The organism is Pseudomonas sp. 10-1B, from assembly GCF_000935045.1.
In the GTDB taxonomy this organism is placed as follows: domain Bacteria; phylum Pseudomonadota; class Gammaproteobacteria; order Pseudomonadales; family Pseudomonadaceae; genus Aquipseudomonas.
The window spans coordinates 20,449-38,845 of the sequence record NZ_JYKS01000019.1; the positions used below are offsets into that span (position 1 = coordinate 20,449).

An 18,397-nucleotide genomic window follows, 5' to 3' on the forward strand; every position below is an offset into this window, starting at 1 on the left:
GGCTGCAAAGCAGCCGCAAGCTCCCGAGTCAGAGCCAACCATGCCGCGCATCAATGAATGATCCGCACATATCATTCAGCGTGATATTAACCTTCGGCCCGTTCGATTCGTGCCTCACGCGCAACACACTCACACTCCGCCCACTACTAATACATTGGCGGAGTTCTCCATGGAACAATCACTCAAACCCTTGCGCTTCCCCCTCGCTGCCCTGGCAGTGGTGGTGATCAGCGCTTGCGGTCGAACCCCCGACGCCGTGCAAGCGCCCGCCGCGCCCAAGGTCAGTGTGGCCAAGGTGATCGAGCAACCAATCAACGAATGGGACGAGTTCACCGGCCGCCTCGAAGCCCCGGAAACCGTCGAAGTGCGTCCGCGGGTCTCCGGCCAGATCGACCTGGTGGCCTTCACCGAAGGCGCCCAGGTCAAGAAAGGCGACCTGCTGTTCCAGATCGACCCACGCCCGTTCCAAGCTGAAGTCCGCCGCCTCGAAGCCCAGCTGCAACAGGCCAAGGCCACCGCCATCCGCAGCGCCAACGAAGCCCGCCGTGGCGAACGCCTGCGTGACAGCAACGCCATTTCCGCCGAACTTGCCGAATCGCGCAGCAGTGCTGCCGCCGAAGCCCGTGCCGGGGTCGATGCGATCCAGGCCCAGCTCGACCTGGCACGCCTGAACCTTAGTTTCACCCGCGTCACCGCGCCCATCAGCGGCCGCGCCAGCCGTGCCCAGTTCACCGCCGGCAACATCGTCACTGCCGATGTCACTCCGCTGACCAGCGTGGTCTCCACCGACAAGGTCTACGCCTACTTCGACGCCGACGAGCGCGTGTACCTCAAGTACACCCAGCTGGCCCGCGAAGGCCAGCGCGGCCAGAGCACCCCGGTGTACCTGGGCCTGACCAACGAAACCGGCAACCCGCACCTGGGCCAGATGAATTTCGTCGACAACCAGGTCAACCCGCGCACCGGCACCATCCGCGGCCGTGCGGTGTTCGACAACCGCGACGGCCAGTTCACCCCGGGCCTGTACGCGCGCCTGAAACTGGTCGGCAGCGCCCAGTACGACGCCGTGCTGATCAACGACGAAGCCGTCGGCACCGACCTTGGCAAGAAGTTCGTGCTGGTCATGGACAAGGACAACAAGGCCGCCTACCGGGCCGTGGAGCTGGGGCCCAAGCTGGAAGGCCTGCGCATCGTGCGCAGCGGCCTGGGCAAGGACGACCGTATCGTGGTCAAGGGCCTGCAGCGTGTACGCCCCGGCTCGCCGGTGACCCCGGAAGAAACCTCGATGGCCAGCGAGCAGACCCTCGCCGCCCTCGCCCAGCAGCGCCAGGCCCTGGAGGCCAGCAACCCGGCGCCGAAGGTGGCGGGCAACAACGTGAAAGTCGCCAGCGCCCAGGCGCCACGCGGTTAAGGGACCACACCGATGAACTTCTCGAAATTCTTCATTACCCGGCCGATCTTCGCCGCGGTGCTGTCGCTGGTGCTGCTGATCGCGGGTTCGATCTCGCTGTTCCAACTGCCGATCAGCGAATACCCCGAAGTGGTGCCGCCCACCGTGGTGGTGCGCGCCAACTTCCCAGGCGCCAACCCCAAGGTCATCGGCGAAACCGTTGCAGCACCACTGGAGCAGGCCATCACCGGTGTCGAGAACATGCTGTACATGTCCTCCCAGTCCACCGCCGACGGCAAGCTGACCCTGACCATCACCTTCGCCCTGGGCACCGACCTGGACAACGCCCAGGTGCAGGTGCAGAACCGCGTCACCCGCACCCAGCCCAAGCTGCCCGAGGAAGTGACCCGCATCGGTATCACCGTCGACAAGGCCTCGCCCGACCTGACCATGGTCGTGCACCTGACCTCGCCGGACAACCGCTACGACATGCTCTACCTGTCCAACTACGCCATCCTCAACATCAAGGATGAGCTGGCACGCCTGGGTGGCGTGGGTGACGTGCAACTGTTCGGCATGGGCGACTACTCGCTGCGCGTGTGGCTGGACCCGAACAAGACCGCTTCGCGCAACCTGACCGCCAGTGATGTGGTGGCCGCTATTCGCGAGCAGAACCGCCAGGTCGCTGCCGGCCAGCTGGGCGCGCCCCCTGCCCCTGGTTCGACCAGCTTCCAACTGTCGATCAATACCCAGGGCCGCCTGGTCAACGAGGAAGAGTTCGAAAACATCATCATCCGCGCAGGTGCCGATGGCGAAATCACTCGCCTGAAGGACATCGCCCGGGTCGAACTCGGCTCCAGCCAGTACGCCCTGCGCTCGCTGCTGAACAATCAGCCGGCAGTGGCCATCCCGATCTTCCAGCGCCCAGGCTCCAACGCCATCGAGATCTCCGACGAAGTGCGGGCGAAAATGGCCGAGCTGAAAAAGGACTTCCCGGAAGGGATGGACTACAGCATCGTCTACGACCCGACCATCTTCGTGCGCGGCTCCATCGAAGCGGTGGTGCACACCCTGTTCGAAGCGCTGGTGCTGGTGGTGCTGGTGGTGATCCTTTTCCTGCAGACCTGGCGTGCCTCGATCATTCCGCTGCTGGCCGTGCCGGTATCGCTGATCGGTACCTTTGCCGTGATGCACCTGTTCGGCTTCTCGCTCAACGCCTTGTCGTTATTCGGGCTGGTATTGGCCATCGGCATCGTGGTGGACGACGCCATCGTCGTGGTGGAGAACGTCGAACGTAATATCGGCCTGGGCCTGAAACCGCTGGAAGCCACGCAAAAGGCCATGAGCGAAGTGACCGGGCCAATCATCGCCACCGCCCTGGTACTGTGCGCCGTGTTCGTTCCTGCTGCGTTCATTTCCGGCCTTACCGGGCAGTTCTACAAGCAGTTCGCCCTGACCATCGCCATCTCCACCGTGATTTCGGCATTCAACTCGCTGACCCTGTCGCCAGCGTTGGCCGCCGTGTTGCTCAAGGACCACCACGCGCCCAAGGACCGTTTCTCGCGGTTCCTCGACAAGCTGCTGGGCAGCTGGCTGTTCTCCCCGTTCAACCGCTTCTTCGAGCGTGCCAGCCACAATTATGTCGGTGGCGTGCGCCGGGTCATCCGCTCCAGCGGCATCGCCCTGTTCGTCTATGCCGGCCTGATGGGCCTGACCTACCTGGGCTTCTCGTCCACCCCGACCGGTTTCGTGCCGGCCCAGGACAAGCAGTACCTGGTAGCCTTCGCCCAGTTGCCCGACGCGGCCAGCCTCGACCGCACCGAGGCGGTGATCAAGCGCATGAGCGAAATCGCCCTGAAGCAGCCTGGCGTGGCCGACTCGGTGGCCTTCCCTGGCCTGTCGATCAACGGTTTCACCAACAGCCCGAACAGCGGCATCGTGTTCACCCCGCTCAAACCGTTCGACGAGCGCAAGGACCCGAGCCAGTCGGCCGCGGCCATCGCCGCGGCGCTGAATGCCCAGTTCGCCGACATCCAGGACGCCTACATCGCGATCTTCCCGCCACCGCCGGTACAAGGCCTGGGCACCATCGGCGGCTTCCGCCTGCAGATCGAGGACCGCGGCAACCTGGGCTACGAAGCGCTGTACAAGGAAACCCAGAACATCATCGCCAAGAGCCACAATGTGCCGGAGCTGGCGGGCCTGTTCACCAGCTACCAGGTCAACGTGCCGCAGGTCGATGCCGCCATCGACCGGGAAAAGGCCAAGACCCACGGCGTGGCGATCAACGATATCTTCGACACCCTGCAGGTTTACCTGGGCTCGCTGTATACCAACGACTTCAACCGCTTTGGCCGCACCTACCAGGTCAACGTCCAGGCCGAGCAGCAGTTCCGCCTCGATGCCGAGCAGATCGGCCAGTTGAAGGTGCGCAACAACCTCGGCGAGATGATACCGCTGGCGACCTTCCTCAAGGTCAGCGACACCTCCGGGCCGGACCGGGTGATGCATTACAACGGCTTCATCACTGCTGAAATCAACGGTGCCGCAGCCCCTGGCTACAGCTCTGGCCAGGCCGAGGCGGCGATCGAGAAGCTGCTGAAAGAGGAATTGCCCAATGGCATGACCTTCGAGTGGACCGACCTGACCTATCAACAGATCCTCTCGGGCAACACTGCGTTGTTCGTGTTCCCGCTGTGCGTGCTGCTGGCCTTCCTGGTGCTGGCCGCCCAGTACGAAAGCTGGAGCCTGCCGCTGGCGGTGATCCTGATCGTGCCGATGACCCTGCTGTCGGCCATCACCGGGGTGATCGTCTCGGGTGGCGATAACAACATCTTCACCCAGATCGGCCTGATCGTACTGGTCGGACTGGCGTGCAAGAACGCGATCCTGATCGTCGAGTTCGCCAAGGATGAACAGGCCAAGGGCCTCGACCCGCTGGCCGCGGTACTGGAAGCCTGCCGCCTGCGCCTGCGGCCGATCCTGATGACTTCGATCGCCTTCATCATGGGTGTGGTGCCACTGGTGTTCAGCTCTGGTGCCGGTTCGGAAATGCGCCATGCCATGGGTGTGGCAGTGTTCTCGGGGATGATCGGGGTGACCGTGTTCGGCCTGTTCCTGACCCCGGTGTTCTTCTTCCTGATTCGCCGTTTCGTCGAGCGTCGCCAGGCCCGCAAGGCCGCGCACGTTCAAGCGCTGGAGAGCCATGCATGAATCCGCTCAAACCCCTGACCCCGAGCCTGCTGGCACTGGCCCTGGCGGCCTGTGCGGTAGGCCCGGACTACCAGGCCCCGGCCACCGAACCTGCACGACTGAGCAGTGATGTGCAGGCCAAGGCCTATGACCGTAGCCGCTTCGAAAGCCTGTGGTGGCGGCAGTTCGACGACCCGGTGCTGAACCAGCTGGTGCAGGCTTCGCTGGACGGCAACCGTGACTTGCGCGTGGCGTTCGCCCGCCTGAAGTCGGCCCGCTCGATCCGTGAAGACGCCGAGAACGACCAGTTCCCGGTGGTCACCAGCCGCGCCAGCAGCGACATCGGCAAGGGCCAGATTCCCGGCCAGACCGAGCAACGAGTGAACAGCGAGCGCTACGACCTGGGCCTGGACATGGCCTGGGAGCTGGACCTGTTCGGCCGTATCCAGCGCCAGATCGAAGCCAGTGAAGCCCAGGAAGCGGTGGCTGCGGCCGACCTGCAGCAGTTGCAGGTCAGCCTGATCGCCGAGCTGGTCGATGCCTACGGGCAACTGCGCGGTGCGCAATTGCGCGAGAAGATCGCCCTGGCCAACCTCAAGACCCAGCAGGAATCGCGCACCATAACCGAAACCCTGCGCGATGCCGGCGTGGGCAACGACCTCGACGTGGTGCGTGCCGATGCACGCCTGGCCGGGGTCGAGGCCACCGTGCCGCAACTGCAGGCCGAACAGGCACGGGCACGGCACCGCATCGCCACCCTGCTCGGCCAGCGCCCGGATGCGCTCAGCGTAGACCTGTCGCCCAAGGCCCTGCCGGCCATCGCCAAGGCGCTGCCGATAGGTGACCCGGGCGAACTGCTGCGCCGCCGCCCAGACATCCGCAGCGCCGAACGCCAGCTGGCGGCTGCCACTGCCAACGTTGGCGTGGCCACCGCCGACCTGTTCCCCCGCGTCAGCCTCAGCGGCTTCCTCGGCTTTACCGCCGCCCGCGGTTCGCAGATCGGCTCGTCGGCAGCCAATGCCTGGGCGCTGGGCCCGAGCATTACCTGGGCGGCCTTCGACCTGGGCAGTGTGCGGGCCCGCCTGCGCGGTGCCAAGGCCGATGCCGAAGGGGCGCTGGCCAATTACGAACAGCAGGTGTTGCTGGCCCTGGAAGAATCGGCCAATGCCTTCAGCGGTTACGACAAGACCCAGCAGCGGCTGTTGTCGCTGATGCGCCAGAGCGACGCCAGCCGCAAGGCAGCAGAACTGGCCTCGATTCGTTATCGCGAGGGCACGGTGGACTACCTGGTGCTGCTCGATGCCGAGCGTGAACGGCTGAGCGCTGAAGATGCGCAGGCCCAAGGCGAGGTCGAGCTGTACCGCGGCATCGTCTCGATCTACAAGGCCCTGGGCGGCGGCTGGCAGCCGGAGACCGTGGCCAGCGCGCGCTGAACCATCCCGTTTCAACGACTCCTTTGGTTGGTTCCTCCCCCAACCGTTTGCCCCGCAGGCCTTGGGCTGCGGGGCTTTTTTATGTTGTTTAGGGAGGCTTGGCGCTGGGTACATGCTTCAAGGAAGTATTAGGGCTCCATGGTGCATGCTTCAAGGAAGTATTAGGTCTCCATAGTGTATGCCTCAAGGAAAAATCAGGGCTACAAGGTGTATGCCTCAGCATCTTCAGCGCCTATGAGATCGAGCGCCGCCCGCGCGGCGCATCGCCGGCAAGCCAGCTCCTACATCTGTTTCGGGCCAATTACTCCTGCACCTTTGGCGCGCGTACCCCTTGGTGCATGGCTGGATATTGATGAAAGGCAGAGGCGACACCTTCAATATCGAAGGGAACAGACAAGGCGGGCAGCGGTGAATTCACAGGAGAGACTGGCCCGAAACTGATGAGGGAGCAACTGTCTTGTATTGCCTGGACTGGCCTCATCGCCGGCAAGCCAGCTCCCACAGGTACTGCACAGGGCTTGAGGCCCATGCGGTCGAGGTGGGAGCTGGCTTGCCGGCGATGCGCCGCGCGGGCGGCGCTCGATTCATGCACCACCTCAATACCCAAGCCAGGCCTTTGGCGCAATGTGGCCTGCTCGGTTGCATTTCCCCCCTGGCTGGCCCAAGCTCTGCCCTTCCCGCCGCCACGGACCGTCCGATGCCCAGACGCAACCGCTACCTGATCGCCTTGCTGTTGTTGATCCTGGTATCGGCCTTGCTCGGCTATCTGTGGCGTGGTGACCAGCCGACCCCGCAGACACTGCCGGCGCACAGCTACGCCAAGGCCCTGCGCCAGGCCCACGAGGGCCAGCCCGGTGCTGCGCGGGTGCTGTACCAACAGTTGCAACGCAACGACCTGGCCCCCATCCGCCGTGCCGCGCTGTACGCCGAATTGCCCAATTACCCCTCGCCCCAGGCATTGAAACTCGCCCGCCAGGACCTGGAGCATGCCAACCCGCTGGTGCGCCGTGCGGCGATTGCCGGTATCCGCCTCCTGCTGCCGGCGGCGCAGCGCAGCCTGGTACTTGGTCCGCTGCTGGACGACGAAGAGCAAAGCGTACGCTTTGCTGCCGTGGATGCTCTGCTGGGCCTCGACCCCGACGCCATCGGCCTGTATTTCGGCCCGCTGCAGGCAGCACTCGAGCAATACCAGCAGGCCCTTGAGCAACACCCCGAAGATGCCGACGCCCAGGTGCACCTGGCGCGCCTGTACTTGCACGAAAATGACTACACCCAGGCCGCCACGGCCCTGCAACGGGCCCTGGCGGTGGCCCCCGGCAACCTGGACGCATTGGCTACCCAGGTACGCCTGCTGGAACGCCAGGGCCACCACGATGCCTCGCGCCAGGTGCTGGCCAAAGCCCTGGCGCTGAGCCCCGAATCAGCCTTTCTGCAGTATGAGCTGGGGCTCTGGCTGAACCGCCATGAACAGCGTGAATACGCCTTGCTGGCCTTGTCCCGTGCCGTTGAACTGGACCCGGACAACGCCGACTACCGCTATACGCTGGCGGTCACCCTGCATGAACTGGAGCAACTCGACGCCGCGCAAAAGCAACTGGAAACCGTGCTCAGCCGGCAGCCGGCCAATCGCCGTGCACGAGTGTTGTTGATCCAATACTGGAAAGAAACCGGCCAGTTGCAGAACGTGCAGGTGCTGCTGGCCGAACTGGAGCGACAGAACCCGGACGATCCTGTGCTGCAACAGGGCCTGTAGGCGGCGCCTGAATTTTGTTGAACCCTGAGCCTGCACCAGGGTCCAGTGGGTATCGAACCACCTTACAGGAGAGTCGATTTTGGCCAGTTCGTTGGCGTTGGACGAACGTGCCTTGATCCTGGCACCCTCGCCATTAGCCGCAGATACCTCTCGCCTGCTCGCATCGGCCGGTATCGATAGCCTCTGCGCCGTCGACCTGGCCAACCTGCAGGCCTGCCTGGCCGAAGGCGCAGGCCTTGCGATCATTGCCGAGCAGGTGTTCAGCCAGGGCCCGAGCGCCTTGCTGCAGGCGTTCATCGACCAGCAACCGAGCTGGTCGGACTTGCCCATCGTGCTGCTTACCCAAGGCGCCAGGTCGGCCATCGGCTCGGCCAACCATCCGGTGGGCAATCTGGTACTGCTGATCACCCCGTTCGAAAACGCCCAACTGCTGCAAATGACCCAGTCCGCCCTGCGCAACCGGCGCCGGCAATACCTGGCACGTGATCAGTTGCATGAACTGCAGCAGCGTCTGGACGCCCAAGCCGCTCCGCCCGGCGAGGAACAGCAGCGCAGCGAGTTCGCCCGCTACCACGCACGTAAGATGGACGCCATCGGCCAGTTGGCCGGGGGCGTCGCCCATGACTTCAACAACCTGCTCACCAGCATTGGCGGCAGCTTCGAACTGATCGACCGACGCCTGCAGCAGGGGCGCGCCGACGGCCTGGACGCGGTGCTGCGCATGGGCCGCGAGGCGGTTTCGCGCGCCGCCCGCCTGACCCACCGCCTGCTGGCCTTCTCTTCCCGGCAATCGCTGCACAGCCAGCGTATCGACCTGCACGACCTGCTTCAGGCAAAGCACCTGAAGGCCAGCCTGAGCCCGGACGTGACCCTGCAAGTGCATATCGCCAAAGGTCTGTGGCCCGTGGACGCCGATGGCCAGCAATTGCAGGAAGCCCTGGACAACCTGCTGCTGAATGCCTGCGAAGCCATGCCCAGTGGTGGCCTGCTGCGCATCGAGGCGAGTAACCAGCACATCGGCCCCGATCAACTCGCTGGAGGCGCCCTATGCGCCGGTGACTACCTGCGCCTGAGCATCATCGACCACGGCCAGGGCATGGCGCAAAGCACGCTGGAGCACGCCTTCGAACCGTTCTTCAGTACCAAGGCGATCGGCCAGGGCATTGGTCTGGGCCTGTCGATGGTGTACGGCTTCAGCAAGCAGTCCCGAGGCCATGTCACCCTGCACAGCCAGATTGGCCAGGGTACCCGGGTCGACCTGTACCTGCCTCGTCATGTCGACCAGGCCCATCCTCAGGCCCCGACCAAGCCCACACTGCCGGTATCAAATCAAGGCCACCACGTGCTGGTGGTCGAGGATGACCCGCATGTACGTCAATTGCTGTGTCAGGCCCTGCGCGAAGATGGCTTCCCCTGCAACAGCGCCGCCAACGCCAACGAGGGGTTGAAGGTGCTGCGGTCGCAGCAAGCCGTGGATCTGCTGGTCAGCGATGTCGGCCTGCCGGGCATGAATGGCCGGCAACTGGCCGAAATTGCGCGTAGCCTTCGCCCCCACCTGCCGGTGCTGTTGATCACCGGCTACGCGGAAACGGCCATGGCCCGCGAAGGCTTCCTGGGTACGGGTATGCACCTGATCTGCAAGCCGTTCGAACTGAAACAGTTGCAGGCGCAGGTGACGCAAATTCTCGGCAAGCCATGACCGGCCGTTCTCGATCGCAGCGCCAGTATCGGCATGCTTGCCCCCGTGAATTCTGTTCAACTTGATACAGCACACGCCACGCACGATGGCGTACTCGCACATGGCAGCTATGCTCATTAGGTTTTCCCCCGGGCCGGGGAGCAACGGCCCATTGCCGACGGGAGCGTGGTCATGAGCAAGAAGATGCTGGTGGTGCTGACCAATACAGCCAAGTATCCGACCCTCAAGCGGGCGACCGGGTTGTGGCTGGGTGAAGCCGTGCATTTTGTCGAGAAAGTAGAACAGGCGGGCTACACGGTCGACTATGTCAGCCCCCTGGGCGGCTACGTACCGGTCGACCCGCACAGCCTGCAGATGGCCCCTGACCTGGACTGGCGGTGGTATGACGACAAGCAGTTCATGACGCGCCTGGGCACCACCTTGAGCCCTGGCCAGGTGAAGGCTGACGAATACAGCGTCATTTACTACACCGGCGGGCACGGAGTGATGTACGACTTTGTCGATAACCAGCCGCTGCAGGACCTGGCACGCAAGGTGTACGAAAACAAGGGCATTGTCGCGGCGGTCTGCCACGGCGTTGTCGGCCTGCTGAACATCAAGCTCAGTGACAACAGCCTACTGCTGAAGGACCGTCAGGTGACCGGCTTTTCCAATACCGAAGAAAAGCTGGCTGAACTGGACAAGGTAGTACCCTTCCTGACGGAAAACGAACTGGGTGCCCGCGGCGGTAGCTACAGCAAACATGATGACCCGTGGCAGCCGTACGTGGTCGCCGATGATCGGCTGATCACCGGGCAAAACCCCGCCTCCACTGCGCTACTGGCCGAGAAAGTGCTGGCGAAACTCAAGGGCAGGTAAAAGCTTACGTCGGCCTTGTGGATTTCCTCTCGCATAAGCTGCACACGGACTACAGCCGGCCGCTCATCGAATACATAGGCTCAGGGTTCAGCTGTTCACCACGAACAGCTTCGCAGCGGAGAGCGATAGGCCTATGTCGAAAATCATGCACGCCGGGCGCAGCTTGCTGGAGCTGCTGCTGCTCATCGCCGTGGGCCTGGTACCCGTGGTTTCCGGGTTGCTGGTAATGGTTTTTCAACTGGAAATGAAACTTGCGGAAAACGCGACCATCTCGGTCCAGGAAGCCGTCTTCAGCGTTGATCAAGCGCTGGATCGAATACATGAGACTGCGCTACATAGCCTGCCTCTTGCAGGCAGACCCTGCAGTAGCGTGGCGAAGGCGTTACAAGACCAGGTTGCCAGCCGCTCCATGATCAGGTCGTTGACCTTGCTGGAGGACAATCAGGCGTACTGCAGCACCACTTCAGATTCGCTGGAGCATCTGTCGTCCTTCGCCTTGTCTGGCCGGAAGGTCGAACTGTCCTACGAGGCGCCTGATACGCGCAACAAGCTGCTGGTCAACGTTATCTTGCGCGACAAGAACAACGGCGTAATCGTGACCGCCTATGCCCTGCAGTTGCGCAACGAACTGGCCGCTTTCCAGGACGGGCTGACGCTGCTGCTGGAGTTCGACGACCGCTATATCTGGAGCAAAGGGGACAGCCGTGATGCTCAACGCCCGCCGCAGTCCGAGTTCTTTGCAAGCGCTCTGTCGGCCAAGTATGGATACAAGGTCAAAGGCGGTTACGCGCATGGCTTCACCGCCCAGGAAATCCGCCAGTCGATGCTGCGGGTCCTGCCCTCGCTGATGCTGGTGGGGATCGTGACTGGTTCGATCGTCTATCTGGGCCTGTTCAGGGCCCGTGTCAACGGGCGTGGTAGTGCCGCCGAGCGTACCTGACGGCGACGGCACCAAAGCATCAGTCAGTGCTCAACACACCACGGCGCACCTGGTCGCGTTCGATGGATTCGAACAGGGCCTTGAAGTTGCCTTCGCCAAAGCCATCGTCACCCTTGCGCTGGATGAATTCGAAGAATACCGGGCCAAGCAGGGTTTCCGAGAAGATCTGCAGCAGCAGGCGCTTGTCGTCAGGCTGCGAGGCACCATCGAGCAGGATGCCGCGTGCTTGCAGTTGATCGACGGGCTCGCCGTGACCAGGCAGGCGTTCTTCGAGCATTTCGTAATAGGTTTGCGGCGGCGCAGTCATGAAGCGCATGCCAAAGCCCTTCAGGGCATCCCAGGTCTTGAGCAGGTCGTCGGTCAGGAACGCCACGTGCTGGATGCCTTCGCCATTGAACTGCATCAGGAACTCTTCGATCTGCCCGGCGCCCTTGGACGACTCTTCGTTGAGCGGGATGCGGATCATGCCGTCGGGTGCGGTCATGGCACGGGAAGTCAGGCCGGTATACTCACCCTTGATGTCGAAATAGCGGATTTCGCGGAAGTTGAACAGCTTCTCGTAGAAGCCGGCCCAGTAGGACATGCGCCCGCGATAGACGTTGTGGGTGAGGTGGTCGATGATTTTCAGGCCGGCACCCACCGGGTTGCGGTCTACGCCTTCGATGAACTTGAAATCGATATCGTAGATCGAGCTGCCTTCTTCAAAGCGGTCGATCAGGTACAGCGGCGCACCGCCGATACCCTTGATCGCTGGCAGCCGCAGCTCCATCGGGCCGGTTTCGATTTCCACCGGCTGGGCGCCCAGCTCCAGGGCGCGGGCATAGGCCTCGTGGGCGTTACGCACGCGAAACGCCATGCCACACACCGACGGGCCGTGCTCGGCGGCAAAGTACGAGGCGATGCTCTTGGGTTCGTTGTTCAGGATCAGGTTGATGCCACCCTGGCGATACAGGTGCACATCCTTGGAACGGTGGGTAGCCACCTTGGTGAAACCCAGCATCTGGAATACCGGCTCGAGTACGCCAGGGGTCGGCGAAGCCAGTTCGATGAATTCGAAGCCCATCAGGCCCATTGGATTGTCGAAGATATCAGCCATGTTCGTGTCCTCATCTGCAGCGAAATATTATTGATTGCGTGGGATGTCGAACAAAAACGGCGGTGAGCATGGGATGCCCCGCACGCTGCGGGCGAGGAAATCACCTATGATCAGCTTGAACCCATGGTATGTCATATGGACCCATTCTCGGCGGGCTTGATCCTTCGGAGTTGAAGGACCTTATTGTTGTATTCGTAAACCGATTCTACATTGCGTAAAATGGTTTGTCGCGTTTTAGTTGTTCGCCCATTCCGGCAAGCGGCTATCCTCTCGGTACTTTTCATACAGATCAGCTCAACATGCCCCTTACCGTGAAACGCCGCGCCGCCCTTGGCTGGCGCACCCTGCTGCCCTGGGCCGTCGGCGCGTTGCCGGTGGTGTGTGGCCTGGCCGTGATGAACTGGCAGATCGAGCGCGAAATGCAGGCCAGCAGCCAAGCCACCACCCGCCAGGTGGTGGAGCATGTCGAGCATATTCTCGACAACCTGTCCGACACGGCCAATGCGCTGCTGCCACTTGCCAGCAGCCCTTGCGACGAGGCCCAGCTCACGCTGCGCGCCCAGGTCACGCGCAACGCTTTCGTACGTTCGACCAACCTGTTCCGACACAACCGCCTCTACTGCACCTCGCTGTTCGGCGCATTCGACGAGCTGGTCAACCCCGGCGACTACACCGAAGGCAAGCTGTGGCTGATGGACGGTAACTCGGTCACACCGGGCCACCCGCTGCTGGTGTACCGGGCCAGCGACGGCGACCGCGGCGCGATCAGCACGGTGGATGGCGACCACCTGCTGACGGCGCTGCGCCTGATCGGCCCCGACGAAGAGCTGCAAATCCGCGTGGGCGATGCCTGGCTGGGCAAGGACGGTGTCGTGCACAAGGACACGCCACCCAGCGCTGCCCGCGCCAACGTGCTGTTGGGCTCGACACGCTACCCATTCAGCGTGCATGGCGGCTATGGTGCCGACAAGCAAGGCCAGCTGTGGCGCAGCCACTACCCCGCCCTGCTCAGCCTGCTGCTGATGCTCGGGGTCATGGCCGCATTGGTGTGCCGCTGGCAGATTCGCCGCGCCACCTCGCCCCGCGCCGAACTGCGCCGGGCGCTGGAAGCCGACGAGTTCCTGCCGTACTTTCAGCCGGTGGTGCGCAAGGGCGATTACCGCTGGGCCGGTGCCGAAGTGCTGATGCGCTGGAACCACCCGCAGGAAGGCCTGGTACGGCCTGACCTGTTCATCCCCTATGCCGAACACAGCGGGCAGATCGTCGCCATGACCCGGGCGCTGATGACGCACACCGCGCAGAGCCTGGCACCGTATGCCGGGCTGCTGGAGGACGGTTTCCATATCGGGGTCAACATCACTGCCGACCATTGCCGCGACCTGGGCCTGCTGGACGACTGCCGCACCTTCCTCCAGCACTTCCCGCCCGGCCGGGTGGTGCTGACCCTGGAGCTGACCGAGCGCAAGCTGATCGAGGCCACGCCGGTGACCCTGGAGCTGTTCGAGAAGCTGCATGCCATGGGCGTGATGATCGCCCTCGACGACTTCGGTACCGGCCAGTCGAGCCTCAACTACCTGCGCCAGTTCAAGGTCGACTACCTGAAGATCGACCAGAGCTTCGTCGCCATGATCGGCGGCGACGCGCTGTCGGTGCATATCCTCGAGACCATCATCGAGCTGTCGGCCAAGCTGGGCCTGGGTATCGTTGCCGAGGGCGTGGAAACCGACACCCAGCGCGACTACCTGGCCCGCCACGGTGTGGACTTCCAGCAGGGCTACCTGTTCGCCAGGCCGATGCCGGCCGCCCAGTTCCTCGAGGCGCTGGGCACACGCCCGGGCGCAACGCGGTTGCCGCAAGGCACGTCCCCTGAGATCATGCGCGGCTGATTCAGCCGCTCAACTCCCGTATTCGAGGCATTCGTGTCAAAAGGCATTCTTTCGTCGGTCATGGCGTCCTGTCTGTTCGCTGTGATGTACTTCTATACCTCCCTGCTCAAGCCACTCGATGGCGAAGAAATCTTTGGCTGGCGCACCCTGTTGACGCTGCCCTGCCTCACCTTGTTCATGCTCGCCTCGAAGGACTGGAAACGGGTGGGCGAGCTGCTGGCCCGGGTCAAACGCACACCCGTGCTGTTGCTGGGCATGGTTGGCACTTCGTGGCTGATGGGCGTGCAGCTGTGGCTATTCCTTTGGGCGCCCCTGCACGGGCGCAGCCTGGAAGTGTCGATGGGCTACTTTCTACTGCCGCTGGCCATGGTCCTGACCGGGCGCCTGGTGTATGGCGAGCGCCTGTCACGCCTGCAAAAGGTGGCCGTGGCCTGCGCCGCGCTGGGTGTCGGCCACGAACTGTACCAGCATGGCAGTTTCGCCTGGGAAACCCTGGTGGTGATGATCGGCTACCCGATCTACTTCGTCCTGCGCCGACGCTGCGGTACCGACCATCTGGGCGGGCTGTGGTGCGACATGTGCCTGCTGTTGCCGTGGGCGCTGTACTTCGTGATTCAGGGTCCGCTTTCGCCGGCCGACCTGCAAGCCCACCCAGGCCTCTACGCCTTGATCCCGGTGCTCGGCGCGATCAGCGCCTCGGCCCTGATCGCCTACGTGCTGGCCAGCCGCTTGCTGCCGTTCAGCCTGTTCGGCCTGCTCAGCTATGTCGAGCCCGTGCTGCTGGTGGGCGTGGCATTGCTGCTGGGTGAGACCATCGGCCCGGATCAGTGGCTGACTTACCTACCGATCTGGGCCGCGGTGCTGGTGCTGGTTCTCGAGGGCTTCAAGCACTTGCTGCGTCAGCGCCGCCGTTCGGTGTAAGCCGAACCTGGCGCACCCGCCGTTCCTCGACCGCTTCCACGGTCAGCGTCCAGCCATTCCAGGCCAGGCGGTCACCGACCATCGGCAGGCGGTCCAGCAAGCTCATCACCAAGCCGGCGAGGGTCTGGTAGTCCTCGGTGGCGCGGGCACTGAAGCCAGTACGCGCCTGCACCTGGCTCAGGTTCAAGGCACCGCTGACCACAAAGCCCTCACCTTCCTGGACGATGCCTGGGCCTTCAACCTCGCTGGCATCCGGCAGTTCACCGGCAATCGACTCGAGAATGTCGGTCATGGTCAGCAGGCCGGTGAAATCACCGAACTCGTTGACCACGAAGGCGATGTGCGTCGACTGCCCCCGCATCTGCTCAAGGGCGTTGAGGATGCTGAAGCTTTCCAGCAGGTTCAACGGTGCCCGGGCCATGCCCTCCAGGTCCGGCTGGCTACCCGACAGCAACTCCTTGAGCAGTTCCTTCTTGTGCACGAAGCCCAGTGGCTCGTCGATACGGCCATCGCGGATCAACGGCAAGCGCGAGTATGGCGAGTTGGCCAGGGCCTGGGCAACGGCATCGGCCGGCTGCGCCAGGTCGATCACATCGACCTCGGTGCGTGCAGTCATCACCGTACGGATCGGCCGCTCGGCCAGGTTCAGCACGCCACTGATCATCACCCGCTCACGGCGGTCGAACAGTACTTGTTCCTCGCCGCCTGCAACCAGGTCGGCGATTTCCTCGCCCACCTCGTCAGCCTCGACCCGGCGGCCGCCCAACAGCCGCAGCACGGCATGCGCAGTACGCTCACGCAGCGGCCGGTGCTGCTGCAGGCTGCGCTTGCGCCGGGCACGGGCCAGCTGGTTGAACAGCTCGATGAGGATCGAGAAGCCGATGGCCGCGTACAGGTAGCCTTTCGGGATATGGAAGCCCAGGCCTTCGGCGGTAAGGCTGAAGCCAATCATCATCAGGAAGCCCAGGCACAGCATGATCACCGTGGGGTGGGCGTTGACGAAGCGGGTCAGCGGCTTGCTGGCAACGATCATGATGCCGATCGAGAAGATCACCGCGATCATCATCACCGACAGCTGTTCGACCATACCCACCGCAGTGATCACGGCGTCCAGCGAGAACACCGCATCGAGCACCACGATCTGCGCAACGATTGGCCAGAACGCGGCATGGCGCACCACGCCGCTGGTTTGGGTCACATGGCCTTCCAGGCGTTCATGCAACTCCATGGTGGCCTTGAACAGCAGGAACACACCCCCGAACAGCATGATCAGGTCACGGCCGGAGAAGCTCTTGTCGAACACTTCGAACAGCGGCGCGGTAAGGGTGACCATCCACGAGATGCTGGCCAACAGGCCCAGGCGCATGATCAACGCCAGGCTCAGGCCAATGACCCGCGCGCGGTCACGCTGATGCGGCGGCAACTTGTCGGCGAGGATGGCGATGAACACCAGGTTGTCGATACCCAGCACCAGCTCGAGGACGATAAGCGTCAACAGGCCTAGCCAGGCCGTGGGATCGGCTAGCCATTCCATTAGCGGGTACTCACGAGGGAAGCGTCACGAGGACGGAGGCACGAAGGCCCGGAGGGCAAGGGATTGTGGGGCCAGGAAGGCCGAAGACTGGGGGGCTCCGCGAAGGTGCTCATATGGACCTTGATAGCAAATTGGGAAGACGATCCTACAAGCACAGCAGGTTTCTCTGACAGCGCAAAACTATTACAAAACCTGTAACACCACGTGGAAGTGGGTTCACCCTAATGCCAATTTCTACAGACTTTACTGGGGCTGCTCTGCAGCCCTTCGCGGGCAAGCCCGCTCCTACAGGTTTGGCGCTGAGCTATGGAAATGCGCGATCCCTGTGGGAGCGGGCTTGCCCGCGAAGGGCCGCATAGCGGCCCCAAATCGCTTAGCTGACTGGCAGGGCTTGCGCACGTCGTCGCGCGGGCATCTCATACCTGTGCGGTTGCTGCGAGGCCAGCCGCGCCTGCACATCGACCGCTGCATCCAGCACTTTCTGCGCCCAGCCTTCGTCCTTGGGGCATACGACCACCACGCGAAAACCGTGGTTCACGCCTTCCAGCCGAACGCCTTCGGAATCATCGACATGCAAATCGATATCGAAAGCCGACGGCAACTTCGAGGGCGCATTCGCAAGCCCATTCACCGCCAGCACCTGCTGGTGCCGATCACTGTTGACCACACCGTCGACACGGATGCCGTAGAGCATCAGCCAGCGCCGAATGTAGGACGGTGTCCGCCCCGACGAGGTATAGATCCAGATGCTGCAACCCTGGCGGCGCAGATCGCGGATCAGCGAACGCGTGCCACTGCGCAGGGGTTCGCCCAACCAGCGATGGACGAACGCCGGCAGCTTGCTGTCCTCGGCAGCGGCGTGGTCGGCCTGGCAGGCCAGCGTGTCATCGATATCGAACGAAATACGTACCTGCGGGCGCCTGAACTTGCGCTCGATGGCTTGCCACACTCGGCGACTGCCGGCTCGCCCTTGCTCCAGCATTGAAGGCCTTTCCATCAGTAGCTACCCTCGCAGGCAGGCGTGGGCGTACCGCTCAGGAAGAACCTGCCGGGCTCGGGCGCCTTCGCTTCGAGAAACGCGGCGTACTTTTTCTTGATCTTGGGCAGTTCGTACAATGCCTTGACACCATGTTTGGCGGAGTTGCGTATGACCGAGGATGGGTTGAAATAGCCCTCGGCGTTGTCCAGTGACAGCACGAATGGCGGCAGCCCGGCGCGCATCAGCAAGTAGCTGACGATGAGCGAACCGGTGCGGTTGTTGCCTTCGATGAACAGTTGCGGCTTGCTGAGAATGCGCACATAGACACCGGCCGCCCGCTTCCAGATCGAATCACTGCGGTACGAGCAATACCAGTTGTAAAGATCCTTGATGCCACCTTCCACGTTGTTGAAAAAGTGTGCCTCGGTCGCCGCCAGGTGCTGGGCAAACTCCCGCCTGCGCGCCGGGTCGCGGCCGCACAGGACGGTGGCATTGATCTCCAGCATCAGGTTCAGCTGTTGCAGGTCGAAAAGGTCGATACCGCGTGCGACATAGTCGTCGATCAGGGCATAGCCTTCGAGCACATTCAACAGCACCTCATCGGTGAAAGGGTCACGCGGTTCGGTGAAGTGCTGGCTGAGCTCGCCAAAGCGGCCCTGTACCTCACGCAGTGCGCGTTCTACCGCTGACAGATCGAGACGACGTGTTACAGGCAT

13 protein-coding genes are annotated in these 18,397 nt (G+C 63.0%); 9 read left to right on the plus strand and 4 right to left on the minus strand.

The features are described 5' to 3' along the window. Positions 1-169: 169 nt before the first annotated feature. The 7 genes from mexE to TZ03_RS12440 all read left to right on the plus strand — a co-directional run bounded on the left by mexE (position 170) and on the right by TZ03_RS12440 (position 11,265). A complete protein-coding gene (gene mexE, locus TZ03_RS12410; protein WP_051097900.1) occupies positions 170-1,411 on the plus strand; it encodes a multidrug efflux RND transporter periplasmic adaptor subunit MexE in 1,242 nt (413 codons plus the stop codon). A 12-nt stretch (positions 1,412-1,423) separates the two neighbouring features. After that, on the plus strand, positions 1,424-4,603 hold the full coding sequence (locus TZ03_RS12415) for an efflux RND transporter permease subunit (RefSeq protein WP_051097901.1): 3,180 nt from the start codon (positions 1,424-1,426) through the stop codon (positions 4,601-4,603). Beyond that, positions 4,600-6,015, plus strand: a complete 1,416-nt coding sequence (locus TZ03_RS12420; RefSeq protein WP_051097902.1) for an efflux transporter outer membrane subunit — start codon at positions 4,600-4,602, stop codon at positions 6,013-6,015. Before TZ03_RS12415 ends, TZ03_RS12420 begins: the two co-directional genes overlap by 4 nt. A gap of 697 nt (positions 6,016-6,712) precedes the next feature. After that, the gene (locus TZ03_RS12425) at positions 6,713-7,768 is read left to right on the plus strand and encodes a tetratricopeptide repeat protein (protein ID WP_051097903.1); all 1,056 of its coding nucleotides are present in this window, start codon (positions 6,713-6,715) and stop codon (positions 7,766-7,768) included. Positions 7,769-7,847: 79 nt separating this feature from the next. Next, positions 7,848-9,467: a response regulator gene (locus TZ03_RS12430; RefSeq protein ID WP_051097904.1), complete on the plus strand. Its 1,620-nt coding sequence runs from the start codon at positions 7,848-7,850 to the stop codon at positions 9,465-9,467. Positions 9,468-9,638: 171 nt separating this feature from the next. After that, entirely contained in the window at positions 9,639-10,325 is a 687-nt protein-coding gene (locus tag TZ03_RS12435) for a type 1 glutamine amidotransferase domain-containing protein (RefSeq protein WP_051097905.1), read from the plus strand. Between the two features lie 133 nt (positions 10,326-10,458). Beyond that, positions 10,459-11,265 carry a CSS-motif domain-containing protein gene (locus TZ03_RS12440; RefSeq protein WP_051097906.1) on the plus strand — a complete coding sequence of 269 codons (807 nt, stop codon included), beginning with the start codon at positions 10,459-10,461 and terminating at the stop codon, positions 11,263-11,265. A 19-nt stretch (positions 11,266-11,284) separates the two neighbouring features. On the opposite strand, the gene hppD is transcribed toward TZ03_RS12440, so the two are convergent. Next, the gene (gene hppD / locus TZ03_RS12445) at positions 11,285-12,361 is read right to left on the minus strand and encodes a 4-hydroxyphenylpyruvate dioxygenase (RefSeq protein WP_051097907.1); all 1,077 of its coding nucleotides are present in this window, start codon (positions 12,359-12,361) and stop codon (positions 11,285-11,287) included. Positions 12,362-12,660: 299 nt separating this feature from the next. Here hppD and TZ03_RS12450 point away from each other — a divergent pair, with 299 nt between their 5' ends. After that, positions 12,661-14,247 carry an EAL domain-containing protein gene (locus tag TZ03_RS12450; RefSeq protein ID WP_051097909.1) on the plus strand — a complete coding sequence of 529 codons (1,587 nt, stop codon included), beginning with the start codon at positions 12,661-12,663 and terminating at the stop codon, positions 14,245-14,247. A gap of 33 nt (positions 14,248-14,280) precedes the next feature. Next, on the plus strand, positions 14,281-15,168 hold the full coding sequence (gene rarD, locus TZ03_RS12455) for an EamA family transporter RarD (protein WP_051097910.1): 888 nt from the start codon (positions 14,281-14,283) through the stop codon (positions 15,166-15,168). On the opposite strand, the gene TZ03_RS12460 is transcribed toward rarD, so the two are convergent. The 3 genes from TZ03_RS12460 to TZ03_RS12470 all read right to left on the minus strand — a co-directional run bounded on the left by TZ03_RS12460 (position 15,131) and on the right by TZ03_RS12470 (position 18,397). Next, complete coding sequence (locus tag TZ03_RS12460; RefSeq protein ID WP_051097915.1) at positions 15,131-16,702, minus strand: TerC family protein; 1,572 nt, start codon at positions 16,700-16,702, stop codon at positions 15,131-15,133. The two genes, rarD and TZ03_RS12460, sit on opposite strands and share 38 nt — an antisense overlap. Positions 16,703-17,075: 373 nt before the next feature. After that, the gene (locus TZ03_RS12465) at positions 17,076-17,699 is read right to left on the minus strand and encodes a hypothetical protein (RefSeq protein WP_051097917.1); all 624 of its coding nucleotides are present in this window, start codon (positions 17,697-17,699) and stop codon (positions 17,076-17,078) included. Beyond that, on the minus strand, positions 17,699-18,397 hold the full coding sequence (locus TZ03_RS12470) for a hypothetical protein (RefSeq protein ID WP_051097919.1): 699 nt from the start codon (positions 18,395-18,397) through the stop codon (positions 17,699-17,701). Before TZ03_RS12470 ends, TZ03_RS12465 begins: the two co-directional genes overlap by 1 nt.

Bases quoted from the DNA above. Each gene is read 5' to 3' on its own strand.
- TZ03_RS12465 (WP_051097917.1), bottom strand. From the start codon at position 17,699: ATGGAAAGGCCTTCAATGCTGGAGCAAGGGCGAGCCGGCAGTCGCCGA.
- TZ03_RS12415 (WP_051097901.1), top strand. From the start codon at position 1,424: ATGAACTTCTCGAAATTCTTCATTACCCGGCCGATCTTCGCCGCGGTG.
- TZ03_RS12450 (WP_051097909.1), top strand. From the start codon at position 12,661: ATGCCCCTTACCGTGAAACGCCGCGCCGCCCTTGGCTGGCGCACCCTG.
- TZ03_RS12470 (WP_051097919.1), bottom strand. From the start codon at position 18,397: ATGCCTGTAACACGTCGTCTCGATCTGTCAGCGGTAGAACGCGCACTG.
- TZ03_RS12440 (WP_051097906.1), top strand. From the start codon at position 10,459: ATGTCGAAAATCATGCACGCCGGGCGCAGCTTGCTGGAGCTGCTGCTG.
- TZ03_RS12460 (WP_051097915.1), bottom strand. From the start codon at position 16,702: ATGGAATGGCTAGCCGATCCCACGGCCTGGCTAGGCCTGTTGACGCTT.
- mexE (WP_051097900.1), top strand. From the start codon at position 170: ATGGAACAATCACTCAAACCCTTGCGCTTCCCCCTCGCTGCCCTGGCA.
- TZ03_RS12435 (WP_051097905.1), top strand. From the start codon at position 9,639: ATGAGCAAGAAGATGCTGGTGGTGCTGACCAATACAGCCAAGTATCCG.
- hppD (WP_051097907.1), bottom strand. From the start codon at position 12,361: ATGGCTGATATCTTCGACAATCCAATGGGCCTGATGGGCTTCGAATTC.
- TZ03_RS12425 (WP_051097903.1), top strand. From the start codon at position 6,713: ATGCCCAGACGCAACCGCTACCTGATCGCCTTGCTGTTGTTGATCCTG.
- TZ03_RS12420 (WP_051097902.1), top strand. From the start codon at position 4,600: ATGAATCCGCTCAAACCCCTGACCCCGAGCCTGCTGGCACTGGCCCTG.